This window comes from Streptomyces sp. NPDC051211 (assembly GCF_040689505.1).
Taxonomy (GTDB): Bacteria; Actinomycetota; Actinomycetes; order Streptomycetales; family Streptomycetaceae; genus Streptomyces.
In genome coordinates, this window is sequence record NZ_JBFBAV010000017.1 from 138119 (window position 1) to 160042 (window position 21924).

Sequence of the window (21924 nt, forward strand, 5' to 3'; positions counted from 1 at the left end):
GCCACGACGATGGCTGCTGGCCCCCGTCCGCGACGCACGGTCACTTCCTCGCAGGCGGAGGCGGAGATCGCCCGGGCTAAGGGCGTGGACTTGGCGGCCCGTGCTCCGCCGGACCTGATCCCTCCGAGGGAGCCCCGGCCTCGTGGGCGCGTCCGATTGTCCGCCCCCGTCGGGCGGCCGGACCGTATGCGGATGCCGGGCAGGCGGAGGCAGCCGAGGGCGGGCCGCCTGGAGCGGCCGATGCGCATAACGACAGCGGGGAGTGTTGAGCGATGGTGCCTGCTGAGCGACAGGGACGTCTGCCGCGTGAGCGGGAGGACCACTTCATGCGCCTGCCGGGCGCCCAGGTGGTCTCCACTCGGGCGCTGCTCACGGCCCGGGAGAACATCCGGGCCGCGATCGAGGCGAAGGCGATGATCTGCGTCTACGGGCAGGCCGGCAACGGCAAGTCCTTCGCGGTGAACGCGTCGCTGCGCGAGCTGGCGCCGAAGCTGACGCGCCGGATTCAGTTCCGGGCCCGGCCCTCGACCCGGGACCTGAGGCACGAGTTGTTCCACGCCCTCGGCTTGCAGGGCCGCCCGCCGGCGCATGCGATCGAGTTCGACCGGATGCTGCGCGGCGCCCTGGAGGAGCCGCACGTCCTGGTCTGTGATGAGGCCCAGTGGCTGTCGAAACTCTGGTGTGGATGAGCCGGTTGTTTCGCTGGTGGGGTTGCTTTTGATCCGGTGGGTCGTTGGGTTTGTCGGCGACGTCAGGGTTGTTCAGGTGCTGCCTTAACCCGATGGCCGGTGGGGTGTTGTGGTGGGTGCGGGGGAGCGGGGCGGCCTGTGGCTGGTCGAGGGCGGACTGCACGCCTCGTCTGATGGGGCCGCCGGTCCAGTGGATGATCCGTGGGTGTTCCAGACGGAGTGCGCACACGCCTTCGGGCGGACCTGGGTGGTGCGCGGGTTGTGTTCATCCTGCACCCCACCACGACGGGCTCCGTAGCCCTGGCCCCGGTGCCGACAGGGCCGCGGTCACCGGAGCCGGAGACCCGAGCTGCACCGGCGAAGGCCAAGCCGGCGTTCCCAACCCGGTCGCTGCCTCCGCTCTGACCGCGCCCACCTTCGTCCACCTCCGTCCACCTCCGTCCACCTACAAACCTGGACTGCATCGCATGGCCGCCTCCATTCCCGACGCCGTTCAGGGCTGTTGCCCGGGCTGTACGAAACTGCGCTGGCTGCGCCCCGGCACCGGCCGCTGCGCCTGGTGCTCGCGCACGTGTCCGGGCTGTGGTGGAGGCAGGCGTGCGACGGAGGAGACCTGCGCGGCGTGCCGCCGTCGTGCAGCAGGTCGGCCTGCCCCCGGTCCGTGCCGGCGTTGCGGCCGTCGTCGGACTCTCGAGTCGGCGACCCAGAGGTGTCGGCCGTGCTCCGATCCCGCGATGGCCGAACCTGTCGTCGCGTGTTCGGGATGCGGGGCCCTGGCTCAGTGGGCGCGGGGGATGTGCAAGGCCTGCTACGAGCACTCGCCGCATACCGTGGAAACCCGTGCGGCCAGCTGGGCCCGGCGGTTGCCGCAGATACCTTCCTGGTGGGGTGCCTTCACCGCCCATCTGGCGATTCACCGGCATGCCTTCTATGCCGCGGATGCCGTTGCCCACACCGCCCGTCTGATCCTCGATTCCGGCACCGCCGACCCGTGTATGCTCCTCGGCCATGCGCGCGGGAAGACTTCGTGGCTCGGCCGGCTCCTAGCCGACTTCTTCCACGCCCAGCACCTCCTCGAAGTGCCCGGTGAAGCCGAGGAGGCCAGAGCTGGCGCCAGCCGGGAGCGTCGCATCCAAGCTGTCCCCGCTCCGCTCCGCTCCGCTGCGCCCCGCCGTCCGCGGTCGCCGAGGCGCTGCTGGTCCAGCGTGAGCGTGCCGAGTCGCTGGGGCTGCGGCCCAACCGGCTGAAGACCATCGAGGTCCGCCTCGACACCATCCGGGACCTGGCCCTCTACGCCCACGCCCAGGGGCACACCACGTGGGCACCGTTCGGCGGTGGGTGGCAGCAGCGGGGCCATCCGCTCCCCCAGGTTGTCAGGAACAAGATCGGCACGCACTCCGGACACCCTGCCGACCGAGATCGTCAAGCACAAGACCCACAGATCAACTCATTCTGGAACGATCAGTTAGGCCCGCCCCACCCCACACCGCCCCCACCGGGGACCGCTGGCCCCCGGGACCAACCGGGCCCCTGAACCGGGGGCGGTGCGCCCGTCCGTCAGACGGGCTGGGTGGCGAAGACGAAGAGGCCCCCGGCGCTGCGGACAGCGGCGTACCCGTTCGTCGTAAACTGCGGCATCTCCTCGATCCCGGAGGTCAGCAGCTTCTTATCGCGGGCGTCGAGCGCGGCTCCGGTACCGTCCAGGTACGCGTAGAGGACACCGTTGCCCGGGAGAGCGCGCGGCGTGATGTTCACCTCGTCCGCGGCCTGGCGCCACAGCTCCTTGCCGGTCTCCGTGTTCCAGGCGACCGCGCCCTTGCCGTACTGCACCACGGCGGTCTTGCCGTCCGGGGAGACGGCGAGGCCGTCGTCATCGATGGTGCCGTTCGTGTCGATGCCCGGGCCCTCGGCAAGCCGGCGGCCGCTCTTGACGTCGATCAGCGTCATGACCGCTTCGGAATCGCCGTACGAGGACCATTCGAGTAGGGCCTTGTCACCCTGGTACGGCATCAGCCGCGCACTGGTCGCCTTGGCCGAGGTGACCAGCTTGGCGACGGCGGCCGGCGGCGCGAGGTCCTTGGTGTTCCACGCCTTCTTGCCCGTGCGGATGTCCGTGGCGGTCAGCCACTTGGCGTACGGCTGGAAGGAGATGTCCTCCTGCGAGGAGTAGCCGAGCCCGGAACCGACCGCCCCCTTGAGATCGATGTGCGAGGCCTTGGTGGTCAGGGTCTCCCCGTCACCGATCGGGATGAACTTGGCGCCGCCGGAGCCGCTGGTGTCCACGAGGTAGCCGTGCCTGACCGGGGTGGACATGTGGGTGTCGCCGTCGAAGGAGGAGCTCCCCAGCTTCTCGCCGGACGGCGCGTACATGGTCAGCACGGTCTGGGTCGAGGCCTTCTTCAGGCCGTCCGCCGGGGTATCGACGCGGTTGCGGATCAGCAGGGCCGGCGAACCGTCCCGCCACTCGCCCACCTGCGCGAGGGCCACCGTCGGGGAGGACGTGGACCCGCTGCTCTCCTCGGGGAGGGCGAAGTCGAACTTCTTGCGCAGCTTGCCTGTCTTGGCGTCGAGGAGCCGGGCGGTGAAGGTGCTCGTGCCCGACTGCCCGTCGAGGTGGCCGGTGACGATGACGGCGTCCCCGACGGTGCAGACGTCGCGCTGCGACGAGTCCTTCTCTGACGCCTTGCTCGCGCAGTTCCCGCCCTCATCGTCCGTCAGACTCCAGGCCGGCTGCGCTGCCAACCCGGGCACCGGCTTGCCCTGGTAGACCGGGCCCTTCGGCGCCGCGGGCGCGGACTCCGCTGCCTTTCCCGTCTCCCCGCCGCCGGCCTTGGCACCGGCGTCCGCCCCTCCGGAGCACCCGGTCACGAGACCCGCGGACAGCACCAGACCGAGCGCCACCGTCGTACGTATACGATTCAATTTCGTTGTCCGTCTTTCCTCTTGAGTGATCACGCCCGACGGACCACCCTACTTCGATCATGACCCGCCCCTGTCCGGCGTGCCTACGCGCCCCGATGCGCCTGCTGGCCGATGACGTCCGGGCCGGAAGACACCGACTGGTGGCCGACACTCCGACACGGCCCGCGGCAGCAGGCCGGACACCGGCGAGTGCCACTCGGTCGGGAACGCGCGGCCGCCCGGGGCAGCGGCGGCGTCGTTCGGGGGTGGGTGGCAGCAGCGGGGCTCCGCTCCCACCCAGCCGTTGCGGCGTTGGCGCTGGTTGGCGAGCCATACCCCGGTGCGGTGCTCGGTTTTCCGTCCGGGAGGTGCCCGGAGCGCCGTCGCCTTCCCGCTCGATGTACTGCAAGGGGCCTCCGCCAACTTGAAGTCGCAGGTCAAAGGGCTGGTGTGACCCGTGCTCGGGGGACTCACCCTGGTGGTGGGCGGCAGTCCGCGAAGAAGATCGTTCGTCAGGAGCCGCTCTCGTTGGGGGAGGCACAGCCAGCGGGGTAAAACAGTTCGTTCTGAGGTACCTGCGCCATTACGGTGGCGCGATGGTGCACGTGCGGGAGATGAATGCGGCCGACATCGAGGCCGTTTCGACGATCCGAGTCCGAGGATGGCAGGCGGCGTACGCCGGCATCGTTCCCCAGACGTATTTGGATGCCATGACGGTGGAAGATGATGCTGGTCAACGGCGGCAGCGGTTTTCTCAACCCGGACGAACGTCACGAGACCTTGTGGCGCTCGATGACCGTGGCCTGGTGGGGTGGATCTGCTTCGGGCCGTGTCGAAGTGAGATGCCCGGTGTGGAACGGGTCGGAGAGGTCTACGCCCTGTACATCTCGCCGGACCTGATCGGCCAGGGCATCGGCCGGATCCTCCTGGGTGAGGCACATGCTCAAATGAAGGGCCAGGGCTTCAAGGCGTCAGCTTTGTGGGTTCTCTGTGACAACCAGGGGGCCCAGCGCTTCTACGAGCGGGCCGGCTACCAGGCTGACGGTGCGGCTCAGGACGACGTCTACGACGGGATCACACTCGCTGAGCTCCGGTACCAGCGCGTGCTCTGAGTCGAGCGACGCTGGGCACATCCTTGTCAGTTCGAGGCCCCCCATCTCCATCTTCAGGGGCCGACTTGTCGGTTCCCGCTCACCGTGACCCGGGCGGCCTTCTACGATCTGGTGGATGCTGGATCCCGAGCTGCTGGAACGGATCACCGCGCGGCGCGCGGAACTGGACGAACTCGAAGAACAGCTGGCCAAACAGCTGGCGGAGGTGCGGGCCGAGAGGGACGAACTCGCCGTCGCCGAACGTGTCCTTGAACGGATGACTGGGCAGCTCGCCGAGGAACGCGCCTCGGCCGGGCCGATGCCCGGGCAGGTGGCCGGACGAGCAGTGATGCTGATCCCGCACCGCGAACCGGGTGTGGAGGAGGGCTCGCTTCCCTGGGACTACCAGCGCATCATCACCGCCGTGCGGCAGGCCGCCGGACCGGTCATGGCCCGCGAGGTCGGCGAGGTCGTGGGGGTGAACGTCACCGTGAAGGCCAAGCTGGAACCGCTACGCAGCAAGCTGGTCAGACTCGTCGATCGCGGCCGGCTGCGGAAACTGCCCGACGGCCGGTTCACCACCCGCCTGTGACCGGGAGCACCGCCGCTCGGAACGGCTCGGGACGGGCGTAACCGGGGTGCCCCCGGCGGCCGTTGGAATTGTGTGACGAATACCAAAGAGCTCGCCGAGGACACCTGCCCGCTTCTCTACCAGTGTCGTCTGCCGCTGTCCACGCGCACCGTCAACCACCTCGCCGATCTGCTGCGGCGCCATCTGAAGGTGATCCGGCCCAGGTGGCGGATCCTGCCGCCGGGGAAGATCGCGGTGATCGTCCTGGCCGTACTGCGCCACGACCAGCGCCTGGCCGACATGGCCGGTGGCAACGACGTGTCCGAGTCCACCGTCCGCCGCTGGCGGGACGAGCTGATCGGACTGCTCGCCGCCCAGGCCCCGCGCCTGGACCGCGCCCTGAAGAAGCTCGCCAAGCAGGGCGGGGAGTTGGTCCTGATCGACGGTACCCTCATCCGCACCCAGCGCCGCACCGGCAAGGCCGACCGACGGAACTACTCCGGTAAGCACCGCAGCCATGGCCTGCACTTCCTCGCCCTGACCGACGAGAAGGGCCGCCTGATCTGGATATCCGCCGCCCGGCCCGGCCGCACCCACGACAACACCGCCGCCCGCCACGACCACATCCTGGCCCACCTGCGCGCCGCCGGCCTCGGGGCACTGGCCGACCGCGGCTTCCGCGGCCTGGACAACAACATCCACGACCCAGTGATCGTCACCGGCTACGCCGCCACCCGCACCCACAAGCTCACCCCAGGCCAGAAGGAAGCCAACCGAGTCCTCGCCGTCGGACGTGCACCGGTCGAGCACGGCTTCGCTCACCTGAAGAACTGGCGGATCCTCGCCAAACTCCGTGCCGATCCCGCACTCGCCACCCAACTCCTGCGCGCTCTGCTCGTCCTGACGAACCTCGAAGTCAACCGCTGACGGATGATCTTCTCCGCGGACTCCCGCCCACGACCAGCGTGAGCAACCCGAGAACCGGTCACACCAGCCCTTTGACCTGCGACTTCAAGTCGGCGGAGGCTCACTGCTGTCCACCGTACGGATTGGGGGGCTGCGGGGGCCGTACCGGCCGGGGGACTGCTGGGGCGGCATGCTCATGCCCGAACGCCACTTCAGCCCTGCGACCAATCCGGCGGGGGTGGGCACTACCTGCGCTCCCACACCTGGTCCTGCTGGGGTAGGCCCTCCACGCGTGCACCCGCTTTGCTTCAATCGCGAAGGGGCCGTCGGCGCTGGTCCGACGTTCAGAATGTGATCGCGAATATCCACAGGTGGGGGTTCATCCCTGGGATGATGACGTAGTGGACGATGGCGGTGGGCGTGGAAATGACGCGTACCGTCTCGTCCAACTCGTACTTGTCGGCCTGTGGCCACGAGTACGGGTCGGCGCACGCCTGCCGTACGGCTGCCTGCAGGTCAGCCTTTCCGGGGTCGGCGAGCGACTTGATGGCCTGGCCCACCTCGCGGGAGAAGCGGGCGGTGAACTCACTCACCGGCCGAAGACCTCGTCCATGGACATGCCGTCGTCCTCAGGCCTGCCGGCCCGGTCCCACGCCTGGTATCCAGTGCGCGCGGCAGCCCGGGCCCGTACTTCGCGGTCCGCGGGGCTCCCACCGGCGGCGGCTTCCAGTACCTGACTCACATACGCCGCGACGGGCAGACCGGCGCGCTCGGCCGCCGTGCGCACCCTCACCGCTGCATCGCCGGTCACCGATACCGACAGATCAGTAGTCATACATCGAGAGTAGCGACTGCGGGAGCCCCGCGGGAGAGACCGCAACGCAAGGACAGGTCCTGGCACGCGAAGCTGCCGGACTCCACCGACCGACGGCCGGGCATCCGCCTCCCGTCGATCGCCCCGGTCGATGCCAGTCAGTCGTCCACGCACCTCGTCTGGCTGGTCAATCCGGGCTGGGTTGGGCGCCGGGCTGTCTTGCGGCCGCGAGTGCGGACTTGCTACGGGCGGCGTCGAAGCGGCGGACCGCTTCCTCGCTGTCGGCTTCGTGATTCCACGGGAAGGCGCCGCACCACGGGCCCGGACGCCGGCACTGCTCGCGTGCCCCGGTCTGGAGGCCTGCGTGGTGGAGGCAGTGGGCGAGCAGGTGGCGCGGGACCACTTGGGCCCCGTCGTGCTCGAGCACGTTTTCCAGGCGCGCGGTGGCGAGGCGGAGCTCGGCCTCGTGCTGGATTCCGCGAGGCGGATTCCGACAAAGCCGCCAGGTGTCCGCGCTGCGCTTGCTCTAGCGTGCCTGCCGTGATGGCGCGTTCACCGACGTTGCCGAACCCCAGGATCAGCTGCACTGGCTCTGTCGCATGCGAAGAACGGCAGGTGCTCATTCCGTAGAGGCCCACGGATCGGGCGTGGCTCGGCCCTGACGACGATGGCAAATACGACTGGGGCACCTTGCTCGGCGAATACCGCCGAAGCCGTGATGGGTGGCTCGCCGCCGAGGTCCCGCTGGCCGGCCTTCTCCCGATCGCGCGCAACGGCGGCAGCGACACCTTGTTCCTCGACCTGAACCCCGCCACCCATGGCCAGCTCCACGCCTTCGTCCATGGCATCCATCAGCCCGGATACCTATCGACGGGAGTGTTCACGAAAGTCGCTGACGACTTCGACGACTACCTCGGCATGCTGGTCGTTGACCCGGACCTGGCGGCCGACACCTGGGCTGATGTCGCCGACAGCGACCCCACCTCCCCTTGGCGGTGGGCCGTCGAGGAATGGCTGGACAAAGAACTGCCCGGCTGGCGTGCTGAGCCGTGGGCGGTGGCCTGACCTCTCGATCGGTGTGGTTGATCAAGCGGCGCTTGTGTCGCGTTCGATGGCGGCGAGCCGGTTCTTCAGCCGATAGCTGGGACCGTTGATGGACACGACGTCGCAGTGGTGCAGGAGCCGGTCGAGGATGGCCGTCGCGAGGACCTCGTCACCGAACACCTGCCCCCATTCGCTGAAGGTCTTGTTCGAAGTCAGGATGATCGAGCCCTTCTCGTAGCGCTTGGAGATCACCTGGAACACCAGGTTCGCTTCGGCCCGTTCCAGCGGCTGGTAACCGACCTCGTCAACCACGAGGACGCCGGGGCGGAGATAGGTTCGGAGCTTGCTATTGAGCCGTCCGGCTGCCTCGGCGACCTTGAGCTGACGGAGCATGTCGTCGAGGGTCGTGAAGTAGACCGAGAAGCCGGCCCGACAGGCGGCGACCGAGAGCGCGACCGCGATGTGTGTCTTGCCGACCCCGGGCGGTCCCAACAGGGCCGCGTTGGCCTTGGCCTCGACGAAGGCGAGGGTGGCCAGATCCTTGATCTTGGGGGGCGAGTTCGGGCTGGAAGCCGAAGTCGTATTCGTCAAGCGTCTTGTGGTGCGGCAGCTTGGACAGCCGCAGGCCCTGGCGGAAACGCCGGTCGTCACGAACAGCGAGCTCCTCGGCCAGGACCAGGTCGAGAAAGTCGAGGTAGCCCATCTTGGCCTCATCCGCCCGACTGGCGTACTGGTTCAGGCTCTCGGTGTGGCGGCAGGCGGCGGGGATATCGGGCACGCGGCATGCGGGACGTGCGCCCAGGATCGCGAGCCTGCCCGCGAGAAGGCATCCCCGTCGGGTGGCTAGGATTATGACCGGCGCGGTACGGATCACGAGGGGGGAGTTCGTTGTGACGTCTTTGATCGTGTGTACGTCGGCGCGTGCGTTCGCCGCACGGCTGAAGAGCCGTGGCTGATACGCGAGTCCGCAGGAACGCGAGGCCCGTCATGGAGAGGGCTGTGGCGAGTCTCGGCGGCTACGACCACGTGGACGCGGTGGCCGTGGACATCCCCGCGGGCACCAGCGCCGCCGAGTTCGCCCACAGAGTCCTCGCCGCAACCCCGGAGTGGGTACACCGGCTCCTGGACCTGCGCGACAAGATCACGGCGCCCTTCGGGCTCCACTCCCAGGAGCGCGTCGCCGTGCCGGACATCCGGATCGAGCCCGGACGGAAGCTGGGGCCCATCCTGGTGCGGTCGGTGAGCGAGGAAGAGGTTCTGGGCGGAGAGGACGACAAGCACCTGGACTTCCGTGCCTCTTTCGCGGTGCGCCCGTCTGCCTCCGGCGGGCTGGAAGGCGTGTTCACCACGGTCATCCGGTTCCACAACCTGGCCGGACGCCTGTACTTCAAGGCGATCCAGCCCTTCCACAATCTGATCATCCCCCGCCTCGTCGCCGGTGGCATCCGTGGGTGACTGGGGATGGGTGTGGGTCAGGGGGCGTTGCATGATCGGGTTCTGTCCGAGTTGATCATGTGAGGCCGAGGGTGGACAGCGGTCGGTGGTAGCAGCGGCTGGTGTGGCGGAGGGCGGCGGCGATGTTGGTCTTGCCGTTCTGGCGGAAGGTGCTGATGGCGAGGTTGCGCAGGCTGGCCCTGGCGCGGGGCAGGGTGGCGGTGCGGACCTTGGACTCGTCCTCGCGGAACGTCCGGTCGCGGACGTGGTGTCAGGAGATTCTCGATGCACCAGTGGCCCGTGATCCAGGCGGCGAGCTCGGCCGGCGTGGCGTCGAAGACGACCGGGCTGGTGACCAGGGAGACCCGCTCGATAGTCAGCTTCCCGGTGCTCAACTGGCGTCTCCAGCGGACGACCTGGATGGCCTGGCGGGCGCCGGGATGGTCGAGGTGGTGGAAGACGGCGACCTTGAGCCGGCTGATCTCCTCGCGGTGGTGGATCCGGTCGCGGGTCGTGCCTATTCTGATTACCAGAAACTTCCGGACCCACAACCGAGCATGACGTTACGTTATACGCGGGAGCGGCGAACCGGACCGATCCCGGACACGCATTGGCCCTGGATCCACTTCGCTCTCCACCGTCTGAACACCAGCCCTCTGAAGGACACCATCGTGTCCGTCCTCAAGGACACGAGGACGACGAGCATGGCGCTGACGCGGAGCGTGTAGCCCTGGCCGCGCCGTACAGTCACGCCCTGGTCGAGCGCGACTTCCTCTGCGGGGTCCGGTTCGGCCCCGCAGAGGAAGTCGGCGACCTTTCCCGGCATGTCGAGGGTGACCGGCAGCTCCGGGGCCGGGGTGCCCTGATGGCCGGCGGTGTGCTCGGGCATGAGGCCGGCGACGGCCGTAAGGATGGCCCGGGGCTGACGTCGTGCTCGCGGGCCAGGCTGGCGATGGACGGGCCGCCCCGGTACGCGGTGCGCACGGCGCCGGCCTTCTCGTCCCTGACGGCCGGGCGGCGCCCGCCCTTGTTGCCCTTGGTCTCGGTGGCCCGCAGCCCGTCGTAGGTCAGCTCGCGCTGGAGGTCGCGCTGGAGTTCTCCGGCGGCCGCGAGGGTCTGCACCATGAACTTCACGGTGGACAGCAGCTCTTCAGTACGCGGGTGGCGTGCGGTGAGGTCATCGCGGAGAACGCGCCGTCGTGCATGCGAGGGCGAGGCGGCCGGTGTGCAGGACGTCGAGCGCATCGAGGATGTGCTGCGTGCCGCCGCGCACGTTTGCCGACACCATGGTGCAAGTTACTGGAGAAACCCGCTCGCGCCGGCGCCGGCGGTGTCATCCTGTGGTCGCCCGCCGGGTCAACCTTGCGGCGGATGCTGAGCACCCACCCCGCACGCGAAGATCGACAACGTCAGATCTCGCCGGGGGGCACATATGACCACGCATGCCAGGGACACAGCAGCAGCAACGGCAGCCGAGATGTCAGTCGGCGCGCCGGTCGGCGGCAAGCCGGTCGAGCCCGTTCCCCGCTGGGCGGTCAGGATGGCTCATGCCATCCCGCTGTGTGTCCTGCCATCTGGGTTGTGGCGTGTCGCGCTGGTGCTGGGCCTGGCCGGCTACGACGCGGACTACCAATGGGCGGCGTGGGAACGCCCGTACGTGATCGGGCTGTCCATGGTCTCCGAAGGACTCGCGCTGCTCGCCCTCGGGCTGGTGCGGCCGTGGGGCGAAGTCGTCCCGCGTTGGGTGCCGGGGCTGCGCGGTAGACGGATCCCGATTTTGGCGGTGGTCATTCCGGCCGCACTCGGGGCAGCGCTGATCATGATGTTCTGCGCGTACGGCGTGCTGAACGAGATCTTCGGTTTCGTGGAGCCGATGAACGAGAACGGCAACGGTTCCCCCACCAGCGGTCCGGCGGCCTGGGCGCTGTGGACGACGTACGCCCCGCTCCTCGCCTGGGGCCCGCTCCTGGCGATTCTCACCGTCGCGTACTACCGACGCCGCCGAGCGAACGATGCATCGGCTGCCGCTCAAGCCGGATAGCCGGGTCCCATCGGGCCTGCCATTGCGCAGGCCGCCCGCGAGCCGGCGAACAAGGCCACGAGCCGCGCTTCGGGATCCTGCTTCGCCAGGTCGGGCCACCGCGGGCACCCGGACCGGTGGCCCGCCGCCCTGCAGACGGCCACGCCGTTTGCGGCGCCACCGCCGCCGCCCCTAGGGCGCCCGCGGGCCGTGTCCTGCGGGTCAGTCGGCCCCCGGCCCCGGTGCGCGCTCGTGGTCAGCAGGCCATGGTCTCGATCAGGTAGAAGGGGGCCGCCTCCAGGAGCGGGGTCACCGACACGACGGACAGTCCCGCGCGGTGGCACACCTCTTCGAAGTCCTTGCGGGTACGTTCCCTCCCGCCCAGGTTCACCAGCATGTTGAGGTCGCTGAGGTAAGTGATCCCGCCGTCTGCGGCGTGCGCAGCGGCGCCGGTACCGACGACTTCGGGAAGCACCGGCTCCACGATCAGGACTTGGCCGCCGGGCGGCAGTACCTCGCGGCAGTGGCCGAGGATCGTGACCGCTTGATCGTCCGACCAGTCGTGCAGGACGCTCTTGATCAGGTACAGGTCCGAGCCGCCGGGCACGGAGCGGAAGAAGTCGCCTGCGGCCAGGGAGCAGCGGTCCGCCACCCCGTGCCGGTCAAGCGTCTTCGGTGCCTGGGCCAGGCCGTCCTTGGTGTCGTGGAGGACGCCGGTGAGCGCCGGGTGCGCGGCGAGTATGCCGGCCAGGACGCTTCCGTCGCCGCCGCCGACGTCGGTGACCGAAGTGAAGCGGCCGAAGTCGTAAGCGTGCGGCAGCACGGCGGCCGTCTCCTCGGAGGCCTGGCTCATCGCCGCGTTGAAGTCGGCGGACAGCTCGGGGTGTCGGCCGAGATAGCTGAAGAAGTCGGTGCCGAAGACGGCGTCGAACGCGATGCCGCCGGTGCGGACGCTGCTGTCCAGGCCGTCCCAGGCCCGCACGATCGCCGGGTCGGTGAACATCCGGACGAACGAGACGAGCGAGTCGGGGCGGCCGGAATCGAGAAGGGCGCCGGCGGCAGTCACTGAGAACGCGTCGGGTTCGTGCTCCTCCATCAGGCCCAGACCGGCGAGGGCGCGCAACAGCCTCGTCATGGGTTGGTGCTCGGCTCCTGCGTCGGCGGCTACCTCGCTGGTCGGCCGCCGGCCGTCGCCGATCAGGTCGAAGACTCCGAGCCGCAATGCGGCGCGCAAAGTCTGCGAGGCCATGCTGCCGAAGGCGAGCTGGACGATCAGACCTCGGTCGGCCATGGCCTCTTGGGTAGCAGCTGTGTCTATGGTGCTCACGGATGACTTCCTTCCTCGTCGGGATGGGTGGCTGTGATGTTCGGGGGTGCAGGTCAGAGGCCGGCCAGGGCAGCGGGCGTGCACCCGGCGAAGGCGAGGACGTCGCGGTGGAGGTGGGACTGGTCGGCGTATCCGTGCGCCAGGGCGACGTCCGCGGCGTTGCCACCCGCGCGCAGGGCCCGGGCGGCCTGGTCGAAGCGGACGAGCATGGCGGCGCGCTTGGGGGTGAGGCCGATCTGGGCATTGAACCGGGACCACAGCCGCTTGCGGCTCCACCCGCAGGACGCGGCGAGGTCGTCGACCCGTACCCGGCCCCCGTGCGCCACGATCGTGTCCCACACACCGGCGACCTCGGGTGTCATCGACGGGACCCGGGCGGCCCGGCGGATGAGGAACTCGCTGACCAGCGTGAAACGTTCCTGCCACGCGGTGGCGGCGGCCACCCGTTCGCGGAGCTGCCGTTCCTGCCGCCCCCACAGGTCCTCCAGGCCGACGACCGCCCCCTCCAGTTCGTGCGGCGACACACCCAGCAGCGCGTAAGCGGCGCCGGGCGACAGGCACATCTCGATGCACTCGACGTCCCGGCCGCGGATCCGCGCGGGACCGGGCGACAACGACGCGACCAGGCTCGGATGAGGGTTCGGGCTCGTCGAGGGTCGCTGCCCGGTGCCACCTTCGACCGTGAACGGGTCGTTCCCCAGACCAATGACGACGACCACGGCAGGCTGGGGCAGCACCCGCAGGTCCAGTGCCCGGCCGACGCGATCCCGGAATCCGGCCATCCGGACACCGGCAACGGCAGGCGCGCCGCCGGGCCGCACTACTTCCCACCCACTGCCGGCTCCACGGTCGCCGTCGGAACCACGGTCCACGGCCACGGCTCCGGCCTCGGCATCCACTTCGTCGCTGTGCATGCCCCCACCCTGACGGACCCCGGGCCGCCCCGTCTTGGAGAAAAGTTCCGCGGGCCGACGCGCGGAGCCCCGAGCGGCCACTAGGACCCGGCGGGGCCGGACGCGACACCGGCGGGGTCCTGGGTCGTGTCGTCAAGGTCCCGTCTGGCCTTCGGGCGGCCGACGCCACTTTGACGACACTCCTTCTGACGGCCCCGCCGGGCCCCTCGGACGGATGATGCGGCGGCCGCCCCGCCCGGCCGCTCGTGGCCGCTCTGGCCGACTCTGGAAGAGGGGCGAGCGAGGAGGCCGCGGGGATGGTGCTCAGACCCGCCGGTTGAACCGATGCTGGCGCAGGCCGCGGAGCGGCTGCCGGGCCCAGCCGTGCTGCGGTCCGGGTGGCTTTTGAGCAGAAGTTCGACGGTCACCGGGCGCTGCTGTTCAGCCCGGCCGACCCCGGCGGGCGGGTGCTGCTCCGGACCCGGCGGGGCGACCCTGGGCAAGCCCGCGCTGTCGGTGGCGGCTGGGTCGCCTGGGACTGGGGATGAGGAGTTGCTGCGCGGCTGGGCGGACAGAGCCACGACAATCTTCGGCCCGGCGGTCGTGCGCGCACCAGCTCGATCAGGCGGGCCGCACGGGTGGTGTTCGAGGACATGGTGGTCCTGGCCTCGGGCAGGCCAGGACCGGGTGGCGGGACCGGCTCGGGAACGGCCTCGCGAGCGATGCGCCCGGTTCAACGACGTCGGCCCATTGCGGCGATGCCGCCAGGCGGGAGAAGCGCTGCGATGGGTCTATCGGGGGAGGACGGCACGTACGGTCTTGCCGCCGGACGGCCTGTGGGTGACTGCGGTGGCGTGGGCGAGGCGGCTGACCATGGGCCAGCCGAAGTCTGCGGTGCCGCCATTCAGGTCGGGGGTGCGCATGCGCGGTGCCTGCGGGCTGGGGTCATGGACAGCGACCTTGATGCTGTCCGGGTGCGCGGTCAGGTCCAGGGTGCAGGCGCCGCCTGCGTGGTGCAGGGCGTTGGTGACGAGTTCCGAGACGACCAGCATCCACAGTGTCGGCGGCCTCGGCTGCGATCGGGTGTACGAGGCGGTCGAGGAAGTCCCGGGCGCTCTCGCGGGCGTCGGCGACGGAGGCGGTGGAGCGGGCGGTTGCGAGGTTGACGCTCGTCGTGTCCATGAGGTTCACCCTGGTCTCTGGATCGTCAATGCCCGCTGGTGCCCGCGTGGTGCTTGTGCCCTGGGCTGTGGCGGGTAATCCAGTGACGGCCCCCCTCGCGCCTGTCCGTGTCATTGTTCGAGGCCGATTACCTGATCGGCGAACGCGCAGAAATCTGTGTCGGCTGGAGTAGACATTGGGTGGTGTCGTGGTTATGGTTTCTCTCGTAGCCCAGAGAGACCGCAGGGCCAGGCAGAGACGAACTGCCGGGCAGCAGTACCCGCAGTACAGGTAGTTGCGGTTCGCAGGACGGTGCGGTGGTGGAGTGCCGAAGCCAGTGTTGTTGCAGGACGGCGACGGGACTGACGACCGGACCGGGTGGCCCGCAGTGATCAGGGGCCGCCGTGAGCAGTACCGCAGTTAACGCAGTGGCAGTACCCAGCAGTGAAGTAAGTGAGTGGTACCTCGGTGAAGGCGTCGGCTGCGGGCGCGCGCACCGGGAGGTTCGGCAGTGGGGTTCTAAGCCAGAGCAGATGCAGGACGGGCGACGGGGCTGGCTGCCGAAGTGGCGCTGTGTGAGGCCACCAGCAGTACGCAACACCGGCAGTACAAGCAGTTCAGCAGTATGCAGTTCCCGTTTGGTAAGTGATTGATCCAGAGGGAAGAACGGAGGAGCCGAGCGCCATCAGGATCGCCCGGGCGTACGTCTTGAGCCCGGGTACCGCAGACATCGATAGTGAGGTGGTCTCCGGTCGAGCAACCGCGATCCCCGCACCCCCGACAGCATCTCGGTCGGGTTTGCGGAAACAGTAGGCCGGCGCAGTATCAGGGCCGGCAGATGGTGTAGCAGTTCCTTCGGGGCCCTGGTGCCGTACGGCACCAGGGCCCCTCCACGCGTTCCACAGAGAGGTGCAATGACAGCAGACGACTCGTTCGGCCGTCTCGATGACGACGATTACCCCGCCTACACCATGGGCCGGGCCGCCGACATGCTCGGCACCACCCAGGGCTTCCTCCGCGCCATCGGCGAAGCCCGCCTGATCACCCCGCTCCGCTCGGCCGGCGGACACCGCCGCTACTCCCGCTACCAGCTGCGCATCGCCGCCCGCGCCCGCGAACTCGTCGACCAGGGCACCCCCATCGAGGCCGCCTGCCGGATCGTCATCCTCGAAGACCAGCTCGAGGAAGCCCAGCGCATCAACGCCGAATACCGGCGCGCCGCCGAATCAGCGAACCCAACGGCCGCGGCTTGAGCCGGGGCGCGCCTGCCGGCCCTTGGACCTGCGCGCACTCGGTCCGAGGCATGACGTGTACTCATTTCCTATGGTGACAGCATGTGCGGACGTGTACCGTCTGCGTCAGCTGTCGTGGTTCGGAAGTTCCCCTTTGCCCACGCTTTCGGCGTGGGCGTTTTGCTGTGCTGTGCCGCAGGAACCAGGGCGATCACCTCCGCCTCCCGCAAGGTGTGGGAGGCGTCCATCGACTGGAAGGCATGAGACATGGCTACGGGAACTGTGAAGTGGTTCAACGCGGAGAAGGGCTTCGGCTTCATCGCCCAGGACGGCGGCGGCCCGGACGTCTTCGCCCACTACTCGGCGATCAACTCCTCGGGCTTCCGTGAGCTCCAGGAGGGCCAGAGCGTGACGTTCGACGTCACCCAGGGCCAGAAGGGCCCCCAGGCGGAGAACATCAACCCGGCCTGACCCTTCCCGCCCCGCCAGCAGAACCGAGGGGACCGCGATCGACGCGTGCGGCAGCCCGCACCGACCGAACGGCGGACGCCCGACGTGTCCGGTGACGCCGGCGGGGATCCTGAGGCGTACTGAATCAGGGCTGCGCAGCTGTTGCTGTGCAGCCCTGATTCGGTCTCGAGACCGGAGTCCGGCCAACGCACCCCGCGGTGTACGTGACTTACGGTTCTGGCTCAACTTCTGTGGAGCTGCGCCGTGTGCGCTCGTGCCCGCGTCGGACCAACACACTGACCTGCTGTTCCCGTCGTGCAGCGTTCCGATCAACTGAGCGTCGAGCCGTCACCACAGAAGTTGAGCCAGAACCTGACTTACGGCGTCGTTTCGACATGAGATGGGGAGTCGCACGCTCGCGCGAATTGGTGATGTTCACGAGACCGGGAGTCAGCTGCCGCGGGCCCTTCCCCGGGCGCATCCGTTACTGCCGGGACCGATGGGTGAGGGGCCGTTGAGAGGCGGTCGGTGATGCGAATAGTGCCTGGACGGTTTCGGCGGCCGTTTCGCGTAGCCAGGTGTGGGCACGGTCGTCGTCATAGCGCTGGTGCCACAGCAGGTACAGGGGGACGTCGGGCAGCGGGTGTGGCAGCGGCAGCGTGATCAGGCCGAGCTGGTCCCGTGCCGTGCGGGTGACCGCGTCCGGAAGGGTGACGACCAGGTCGGTTTCGAGCGCGAGTTGCAGAGCGAAGGCGGCGGTGGGCCCGGCGGCGACGACGCGTCGTTCGAGGCCGCGCGTGGTCAGGGCGTCATCGATCTGGTCGCGCAGGCCTCCGCGCCGCGAGACGGTGAGATGTTCGGCGGCCGCGTAGCGCTCGAGGCTCAGCGGGCCTTCGGTGAGCGGGTGGCCTGGGCGGACGGCGATGACCAGCCGGTCCCTGCCGACGAGGCGGTGGCGGATGTCGGAGAGCGTCGGAGCGCTGGAGCTTGATTCGAGGTCGACCTCACCCCGGCGGAGCTCGGGGGTGTCCGTGCCGGGTTCGGCGGGCAGGCGCAGCTGGACACCAGGGGCCTGGCGGTGGACGGCGGTGATCAGGGCGGTGCCGCAAGCGGCGGTCAGGGCGTCGTGCCAGCGCACGGTGAATACACGCTCCAGAGCCGCCAGGTCGAGTTCCTGCTGCGCGGACAGAACTTGGTGGGCCTGCTGCACGAGGGCGTGGACCTGGGCGCGCATGGCCAGCGCGCGGGTGGTGGGGACCATGCTGCGGCCGGTGCGGACCAGGATCTGGTCACCGGTGGCCTTGCGGATGCGGCCCAGTGAGCGGCTCATCGCCGGTGCGGTGACGTGGAGGCGGGCTGCGGCGCCGGCGACACTGCCCTCTTCCAGCAGGGCGTCCAGGGCGGTGAGCAGGTTCAGATCCAGTTGCATGAGAGTAACTCTACGAGTGAAAACCATGCACTTGTTGTTAACCGTCAGGGGACCTAACTTCGGAAGTGCGGGTGGGGCACTAGCCCGCCCCGCATCGACCGAACCCAGGGAGCCCACCATGAGCACAACCATGCCTTTCGACGCCGACACGACGCTCATGTCCGACGTTACCGCCGCGGTGAAGGCCGCCGGCCTCACGCTGCGCGACCGCTACACGTCGCACGCCCGAGGAGTGAGCCTCGACGAGGTCGTCGAGGAGATACACGCCAACGACGACGCGGTGCTGGACGTGCTGCGGGAACCGCTGCTGCAGGCCCGGCGAGGATCGCAGTGGGCCGAGGACGAGCTGGCCGGCGGCGCGCTCCCGCCCGGGGAGTGGTGGGTCGTCGACCCCGCCGAGGGCAACATCAACCACGTCCACGGCATGGAGGACTGGGCCGTCACCGCCACCCTGGTCCGCGACAACCAGCCAGTACTCACCGTCGTCCACCTGCCGCTGACCGGCGACACCTACACCGCCGTCGCCGGCGGAGGTGCCCGCCTGAACGACCGACCGCTGAAGGTGTCCGCCAAGACCGATATGGGCGCCGCGCTCATCGGTACCGGTCAGGCCAAACCCGGCGAGGACGAGCGCACCTTCAGGCGGATCGGTGACTCCGTCACCGCCATGCTCATCAACGGCCTGGTCGTGCGCGTGTCCGTTCCCGCCACGATGCAGCTCATCTACGTCGCCGCCGGACGCATGGACGCGTTCTGGCAGTTCTCCGACGTCCGCTCAGGCCTGGTCGCCGGCGCCCTGCTGGTCTCCGAGGCCGGAGGCACCGTCACCGACTTGGCGGGCGAACCCTGGAACACCGCCAGCCGCGACTTCCTGGCCGCCGCCCCCGGCATCCACGCCGCCGCCCTCAAGGTCCTCTCACCGATCGCCTGACCGGGCACCTCCGCTCTTCCCACCCGATACCGAAAAGAGCATCACCTCATGACAAGCATCGGCATCCTGGGCGCCGGCCGCGTCGGCGCCAACCTCGCCGGCAAGCTCTCCGCGGCCGGACACCACGTCACCCTCGGCCGCCGGAGCCCGACGGAAGAGACCACAGCGGCTGCCGAAGGCACGGGCCCCCGCGTCTCCTTCGCCGACCAGCGCACCACCGCCCGCACCGCGGACATCGTGATCAACGCGACGCCCGGCGACAGCTCCCTCGACCGCCTGGCCGGTCTGCGCACCGAACTCGCCGGCAAGATCCTCATCGACGTCTCCAACGCCACCCGCGACGCCGGTGACGGCCTGCCCGGAGACCTGTGCTACCCCGGCAGCAGCCTCGCCGAGAAGCTCCAGGCCGCCCTCCCCGACACCCATGTGGTCAAGACCCTCAACACCATGCTGTTCATGGTCATGACCGCTCCCGAAACCCTGGCCACCCCACCGACCGTCTATGTCTCGGGCGACGACGAACACGCGAAGACGACCGTCACCGGCCTGCTCGGCGACCTGGGCTGGCAGCCCGAACGGATCGAGGACCTCGGCGACATCACCACAGCCCGCGCCACCGAAGCCATGATCCTGGTCGTGCCCCACGTCCTGCGCCGACAGGGCTTCAAGCCTTTCGCCGTCTCCCTCGCCCGCTGACCCCGCCAAGACCCGGTTCAGACCAAAACCGGCGACCGCCGGTTTGTGTAGCACCCAGCTGGCGGGCCGGCGGGGCCCTAGCAACTCGCGACGACGCGGGTACGTACTCGGTGGGTAGGGCGTCGTACAAGACGCCGTTGACCGGCCGCACGTGACCGGGGGCCGGGTTCGGCCGGTCCGGCCAAACCCGGACGAGAGGCGACCACGAGGAGGCATCGAGGATCCGCAGTCCGGCGGCCCCGAGCGTCCTCCGCACCCCGGCCCCCGCTGCAGCCGGCCAGCACCAGAGCCAGGGTCTGGATGAGCGGCGCGACGGTACGGAAGGACATGTCCGGATCTTAGGCGTGGATTCGAGGGTTCAAGGTTCCCCGAAGGTTTCCGTAAGGCGGTGTTCCTACGTTCGTCGGTGAGTCCGCATGGGACTCGGTGAGTCCTCAAGGAACAGGGGGAAACGTGGGTAGGCCAAGCAGCACAGCATGGCGCGCGACGAAGGTGTGGCTGATCGGGTCGATGGCGGTGGTGGCGGGGCTCGTGACGCCCGCGTACGCCGGACCCGCGTACACCGCCGCTGGCGAGGAACCCCTGAAGCCGATCCCCAACCGGTTCATGACGTGGAACACGAACGGGCAGAAACTTGGCACGCCGAAGTCGATCGCGGCACAAATAAAGCATTTTCGGCCGCAAGTAGTCGCGTTACAGGAGTCCTGCCGGAACGACATCGATGAGGCTCTTCTGCTGCTCAGGGCAGCGGGCCTGGAATATGACCTCCGGATCGGGCTGACCGCCTTCCACCCGCTGTGCCCGGGTCGGGCGGGCACAGCGGTCCTCTACGCGAAAGGCACCCAGGTCGAGAGGCACTACAGGAAGGGCTACAGCGAGGACGAGAGATGGTGGGGGGCGCGTGGCATGCAGTCCTTCCACACGAAGATCGACGGCCAGTGGGTCCGGGTGTTCAACACGCACCTCAGTGCACCGCGTCCCGAAGAACTGAGGAAGCGGCAGGCCGAAGAACTGGCGACCGCCGCCATCCACCGACGCGTTCTGATTCTCGGTGACCTCAACACCCGGCCGCACGCCACAAAGATCAGAACCCGATCTGGCAGGCCGGGTTCAAGGACGTCGACCAGTTCTGCGGACCGGTTAAGGATCCTCGGTGCACCAAGACCCTCCCGCGTACCGGGCCGCCCAATACTCCCGAGGAGTCCAAGTACGACTACATCCTCGGCCGGCGCGTGAACTTCCGTAGCTGCATGCTGCATACGCCCACCGACGACCACCGGATCGTGATCAGCGATCTCACCGTGGCCGATGTTCCCCGGCCCGTGTGCACCGTGACCTGATAGAGGCGGACAGGCTTCAGGGCGGCCGGGTCTCCCGTCCGCCCTGAAGTCGGCGCCGTCACGCGGGCTGGCCTCATTGAGCCCGCGCAGCCTGGGATCGCACAGCATCGGCGAACTCACCTCGTGCCCAAGAGTTCCCGTGAGGCTTGCGGCCGAGTCATCCGTGGCTACGAGGGGCAGGCAGCGGGCCGGAGAGAATGCGGGCTGGTGCGCCCAGCCAGATCATCGTGATGCCCTCGGGGGAAGCCGGCGAGAACCGTGCACCGGGGACGCCGTACAACTCGCCGGACGGATCTGCCTGCGGTGGCAGTGCACGAGCCGGCTCCCTGGCCATGCCGTCCCCCTCGAAATGTACGGTCAGGCCGTCCGTTGTGGGGTGGACCCACTTGATGCCCCACGGCGGACGGGATCGCAGGAGGGCCAGGCCAGGCGTCGCAGAAGCCACCGTGTTCCGGTGCCGGCGGGGGCGGCGATGTGCCGTCGGATCAGTGCGCCCGTGGGAAGAGCGTCGCTGCTGCCGGCGCTCGGAGACGTGCCCTCGATGCGACTCCCGCGCCTCGTGCCGGGTAAAGGTCGCGGGTTCTTGCACGATCCTCCCGGCGACACCCGCCCCCCGCCGGATTCGTGCTCCGATGGGCACGTGCCCCGGGCCCCGGGGAACACCCCTTGTAGACACGAAGAAGGACCAAGAAGTTGAGTGATCAGGTGCAACGGCGTCCGCTGCCGCACGACTTCCACCCGCAGGTGCCCGAGCTGTCGGTGAGCAGCACGGACCTGAGCGACGGCGGGACCCTCCCGGACGCCCATGTGTACGCGAAGGGCAACTCCTCGCCGCAGATCGGCTGGTCTGCCGGACCGGAGGGCACCGGCAGCTACGCGGTCACGTGCTACGACCCGGATGCACCGACCGGCAGCGGGTTCTGGCACTGGACGGTCTTCGACATCCCGGCGGACGTCGCCGAGCTGCCGGCGGGGGCCGGAACCGGGGGCTTCGA

At 69.1% G+C, this 21924-nt stretch carries 20 protein-coding genes and 2 pseudogenes; 14 read left to right on the top strand and 8 right to left on the bottom strand.

Features of this window, described 5'->3' with window-relative positions; all coding sequences use genetic code 11:
• Positions 1 to 326: 326 nt before the first annotated feature.
• Entirely contained in the window at positions 327 to 689 is a 363-nt protein-coding gene (locus tag AB0447_RS19165; RefSeq protein ID WP_366477863.1) for an ATP-binding protein, read from the top strand.
• A gap of 1557 nt (positions 690 to 2246) precedes the next feature.
• On the opposite strand, the gene AB0447_RS19170 is transcribed toward AB0447_RS19165, so the two are convergent.
• Positions 2247 to 3611, bottom strand: coding sequence for a PQQ-binding-like beta-propeller repeat protein (locus AB0447_RS19170; RefSeq protein WP_366477864.1), 1365 nt, complete (start codon positions 3609 to 3611; stop codon positions 2247 to 2249).
• Between the two features lie 575 nt (positions 3612 to 4186).
• On the opposite strand from AB0447_RS19170, the gene AB0447_RS19175 reads away from it, so the two are divergent.
• The 3 genes from AB0447_RS19175 to AB0447_RS19185 all read left to right on the top strand — a co-directional run bounded on the left by AB0447_RS19175 (position 4187) and on the right by AB0447_RS19185 (position 6179).
• On the top strand, positions 4187 to 4702 hold the full coding sequence (locus AB0447_RS19175) for a GNAT family N-acetyltransferase (protein WP_366477865.1): 516 nt from the start codon (positions 4187 to 4189) through the stop codon (positions 4700 to 4702).
• 115 nt (positions 4703 to 4817) lie between these two features.
• Complete coding sequence (locus AB0447_RS19180; protein ID WP_366477866.1) at positions 4818 to 5273, top strand: hypothetical protein; 456 nt, start codon at positions 4818 to 4820, stop codon at positions 5271 to 5273.
• 72 nt (positions 5274 to 5345) lie between these two features.
• Positions 5346 to 6179 carry a transposase family protein gene (locus AB0447_RS19185; RefSeq protein WP_366477867.1) on the top strand — a complete coding sequence of 278 codons (834 nt, stop codon included), beginning with the start codon at positions 5346 to 5348 and terminating at the stop codon, positions 6177 to 6179.
• 323 nt (positions 6180 to 6502) lie between these two features.
• Here AB0447_RS19185 and AB0447_RS19190 read toward each other — a convergent pair whose 3' ends face one another.
• A complete protein-coding gene (locus tag AB0447_RS19190) occupies positions 6503 to 6751 on the bottom strand; it encodes a hypothetical protein (protein ID WP_366477868.1) in 249 nt (82 codons plus the stop codon).
• Positions 6748 to 6993 carry a hypothetical protein gene (locus AB0447_RS19195; RefSeq protein ID WP_366477869.1) on the bottom strand — a complete coding sequence of 82 codons (246 nt, stop codon included), beginning with the start codon at positions 6991 to 6993 and terminating at the stop codon, positions 6748 to 6750. Before AB0447_RS19195 ends, AB0447_RS19190 begins: the two co-directional genes overlap by 4 nt.
• A gap of 669 nt (positions 6994 to 7662) precedes the next feature.
• On the opposite strand from AB0447_RS19195, the gene AB0447_RS19200 reads away from it, so the two are divergent.
• Positions 7663 to 8037, top strand: coding sequence for a hypothetical protein (locus AB0447_RS19200; protein ID WP_366477870.1), 375 nt, complete (start codon positions 7663 to 7665; stop codon positions 8035 to 8037).
• A gap of 21 nt (positions 8038 to 8058) precedes the next feature.
• Here AB0447_RS19200 and istB read toward each other — a convergent pair.
• Positions 8059 to 8764: pseudogene (gene istB / locus AB0447_RS19205) on the bottom strand (IS21-like element helper ATPase IstB); the annotation flags it as partial.
• Between the two features lie 251 nt (positions 8765 to 9015).
• On the opposite strand from istB, the gene AB0447_RS19210 reads away from it, so the two are divergent.
• The 3 genes from AB0447_RS19210 to AB0447_RS19220 all read left to right on the top strand — a co-directional run bounded on the left by AB0447_RS19210 (position 9016) and on the right by AB0447_RS19220 (position 11491).
• Positions 9016 to 9471, top strand: coding sequence for a DUF2867 domain-containing protein (locus AB0447_RS19210; protein ID WP_366477871.1), 456 nt, complete (start codon positions 9016 to 9018; stop codon positions 9469 to 9471).
• A 272-nt stretch (positions 9472 to 9743) separates the two neighbouring features.
• A complete protein-coding gene (locus AB0447_RS19215; protein WP_366477872.1) occupies positions 9744 to 10178 on the top strand; it encodes a hypothetical protein in 435 nt (144 codons plus the stop codon).
• 704 nt (positions 10179 to 10882) lie between these two features.
• Positions 10883 to 11491, top strand: coding sequence for a hypothetical protein (locus AB0447_RS19220; protein ID WP_366477873.1), 609 nt, complete (start codon positions 10883 to 10885; stop codon positions 11489 to 11491).
• Positions 11492 to 11726: 235 nt separating this feature from the next.
• Here the strand turns inward: AB0447_RS19220 and AB0447_RS19225 are convergent, their stop codons facing one another.
• The 3 genes and pseudogenes from AB0447_RS19225 to AB0447_RS19235 all read right to left on the bottom strand — a co-directional run bounded on the left by AB0447_RS19225 (position 11727) and on the right by AB0447_RS19235 (position 14872).
• Positions 11727 to 12761: a methyltransferase gene (locus AB0447_RS19225; protein ID WP_366477885.1), complete on the bottom strand. Its 1035-nt coding sequence runs from the start codon at positions 12759 to 12761 to the stop codon at positions 11727 to 11729.
• A gap of 89 nt (positions 12762 to 12850) precedes the next feature.
• The gene (locus AB0447_RS19230; RefSeq protein ID WP_366477874.1) at positions 12851 to 13711 is read right to left on the bottom strand and encodes an AraC family transcriptional regulator; all 861 of its coding nucleotides are present in this window, start codon (positions 13709 to 13711) and stop codon (positions 12851 to 12853) included.
• Positions 13712 to 14481: 770 nt separating this feature from the next.
• Positions 14482 to 14872, bottom strand: a pseudogene (locus tag AB0447_RS19235) (ATP-binding protein).
• Positions 14873 to 15765: 893 nt separating this feature from the next.
• On the opposite strand from AB0447_RS19235, the gene AB0447_RS19240 reads away from it, so the two are divergent.
• Both AB0447_RS19240 and AB0447_RS19245 read left to right on the top strand, forming a co-directional pair.
• Positions 15766 to 16104, top strand: a complete 339-nt coding sequence (locus AB0447_RS19240) for a MerR family transcriptional regulator (RefSeq protein ID WP_366477875.1) — start codon at positions 15766 to 15768, stop codon at positions 16102 to 16104.
• Between the two features lie 246 nt (positions 16105 to 16350).
• Positions 16351 to 16554: a cold-shock protein gene (locus AB0447_RS19245; RefSeq protein ID WP_161200952.1), complete on the top strand. Its 204-nt coding sequence runs from the start codon at positions 16351 to 16353 to the stop codon at positions 16552 to 16554.
• Between the two features lie 463 nt (positions 16555 to 17017).
• On the opposite strand, the gene AB0447_RS19250 is transcribed toward AB0447_RS19245, so the two are convergent.
• The gene (locus AB0447_RS19250; protein WP_366477876.1) at positions 17018 to 17962 is read right to left on the bottom strand and encodes a LysR family transcriptional regulator; all 945 of its coding nucleotides are present in this window, start codon (positions 17960 to 17962) and stop codon (positions 17018 to 17020) included.
• Between the two features lie 118 nt (positions 17963 to 18080).
• Between AB0447_RS19250 and AB0447_RS19255 the strand changes: the two genes are divergently transcribed.
• From AB0447_RS19255 to AB0447_RS19270, 4 genes are all read left to right on the top strand, one after another.
• Positions 18081 to 18893 (top strand): inositol monophosphatase family protein, encoded by an 813-nt coding sequence (locus AB0447_RS19255; RefSeq protein ID WP_366477877.1) that lies wholly within the window; start codon positions 18081 to 18083, stop codon positions 18891 to 18893.
• A 48-nt stretch (positions 18894 to 18941) separates the two neighbouring features.
• Positions 18942 to 19589, top strand: a complete 648-nt coding sequence (locus AB0447_RS19260) for an NAD(P)-binding domain-containing protein (RefSeq protein ID WP_366477878.1) — start codon at positions 18942 to 18944, stop codon at positions 19587 to 19589.
• 453 nt (positions 19590 to 20042) lie between these two features.
• On the top strand, positions 20043 to 20825 hold the full coding sequence (locus AB0447_RS19265; RefSeq protein ID WP_366477879.1) for an endonuclease/exonuclease/phosphatase family protein: 783 nt from the start codon (positions 20043 to 20045) through the stop codon (positions 20823 to 20825).
• 797 nt (positions 20826 to 21622) lie between these two features.
• On the top strand, positions 21623 to 21924 hold a 302-nt coding region (locus AB0447_RS19270; protein WP_366477880.1), incomplete at its 3' end, for a YbhB/YbcL family Raf kinase inhibitor-like protein.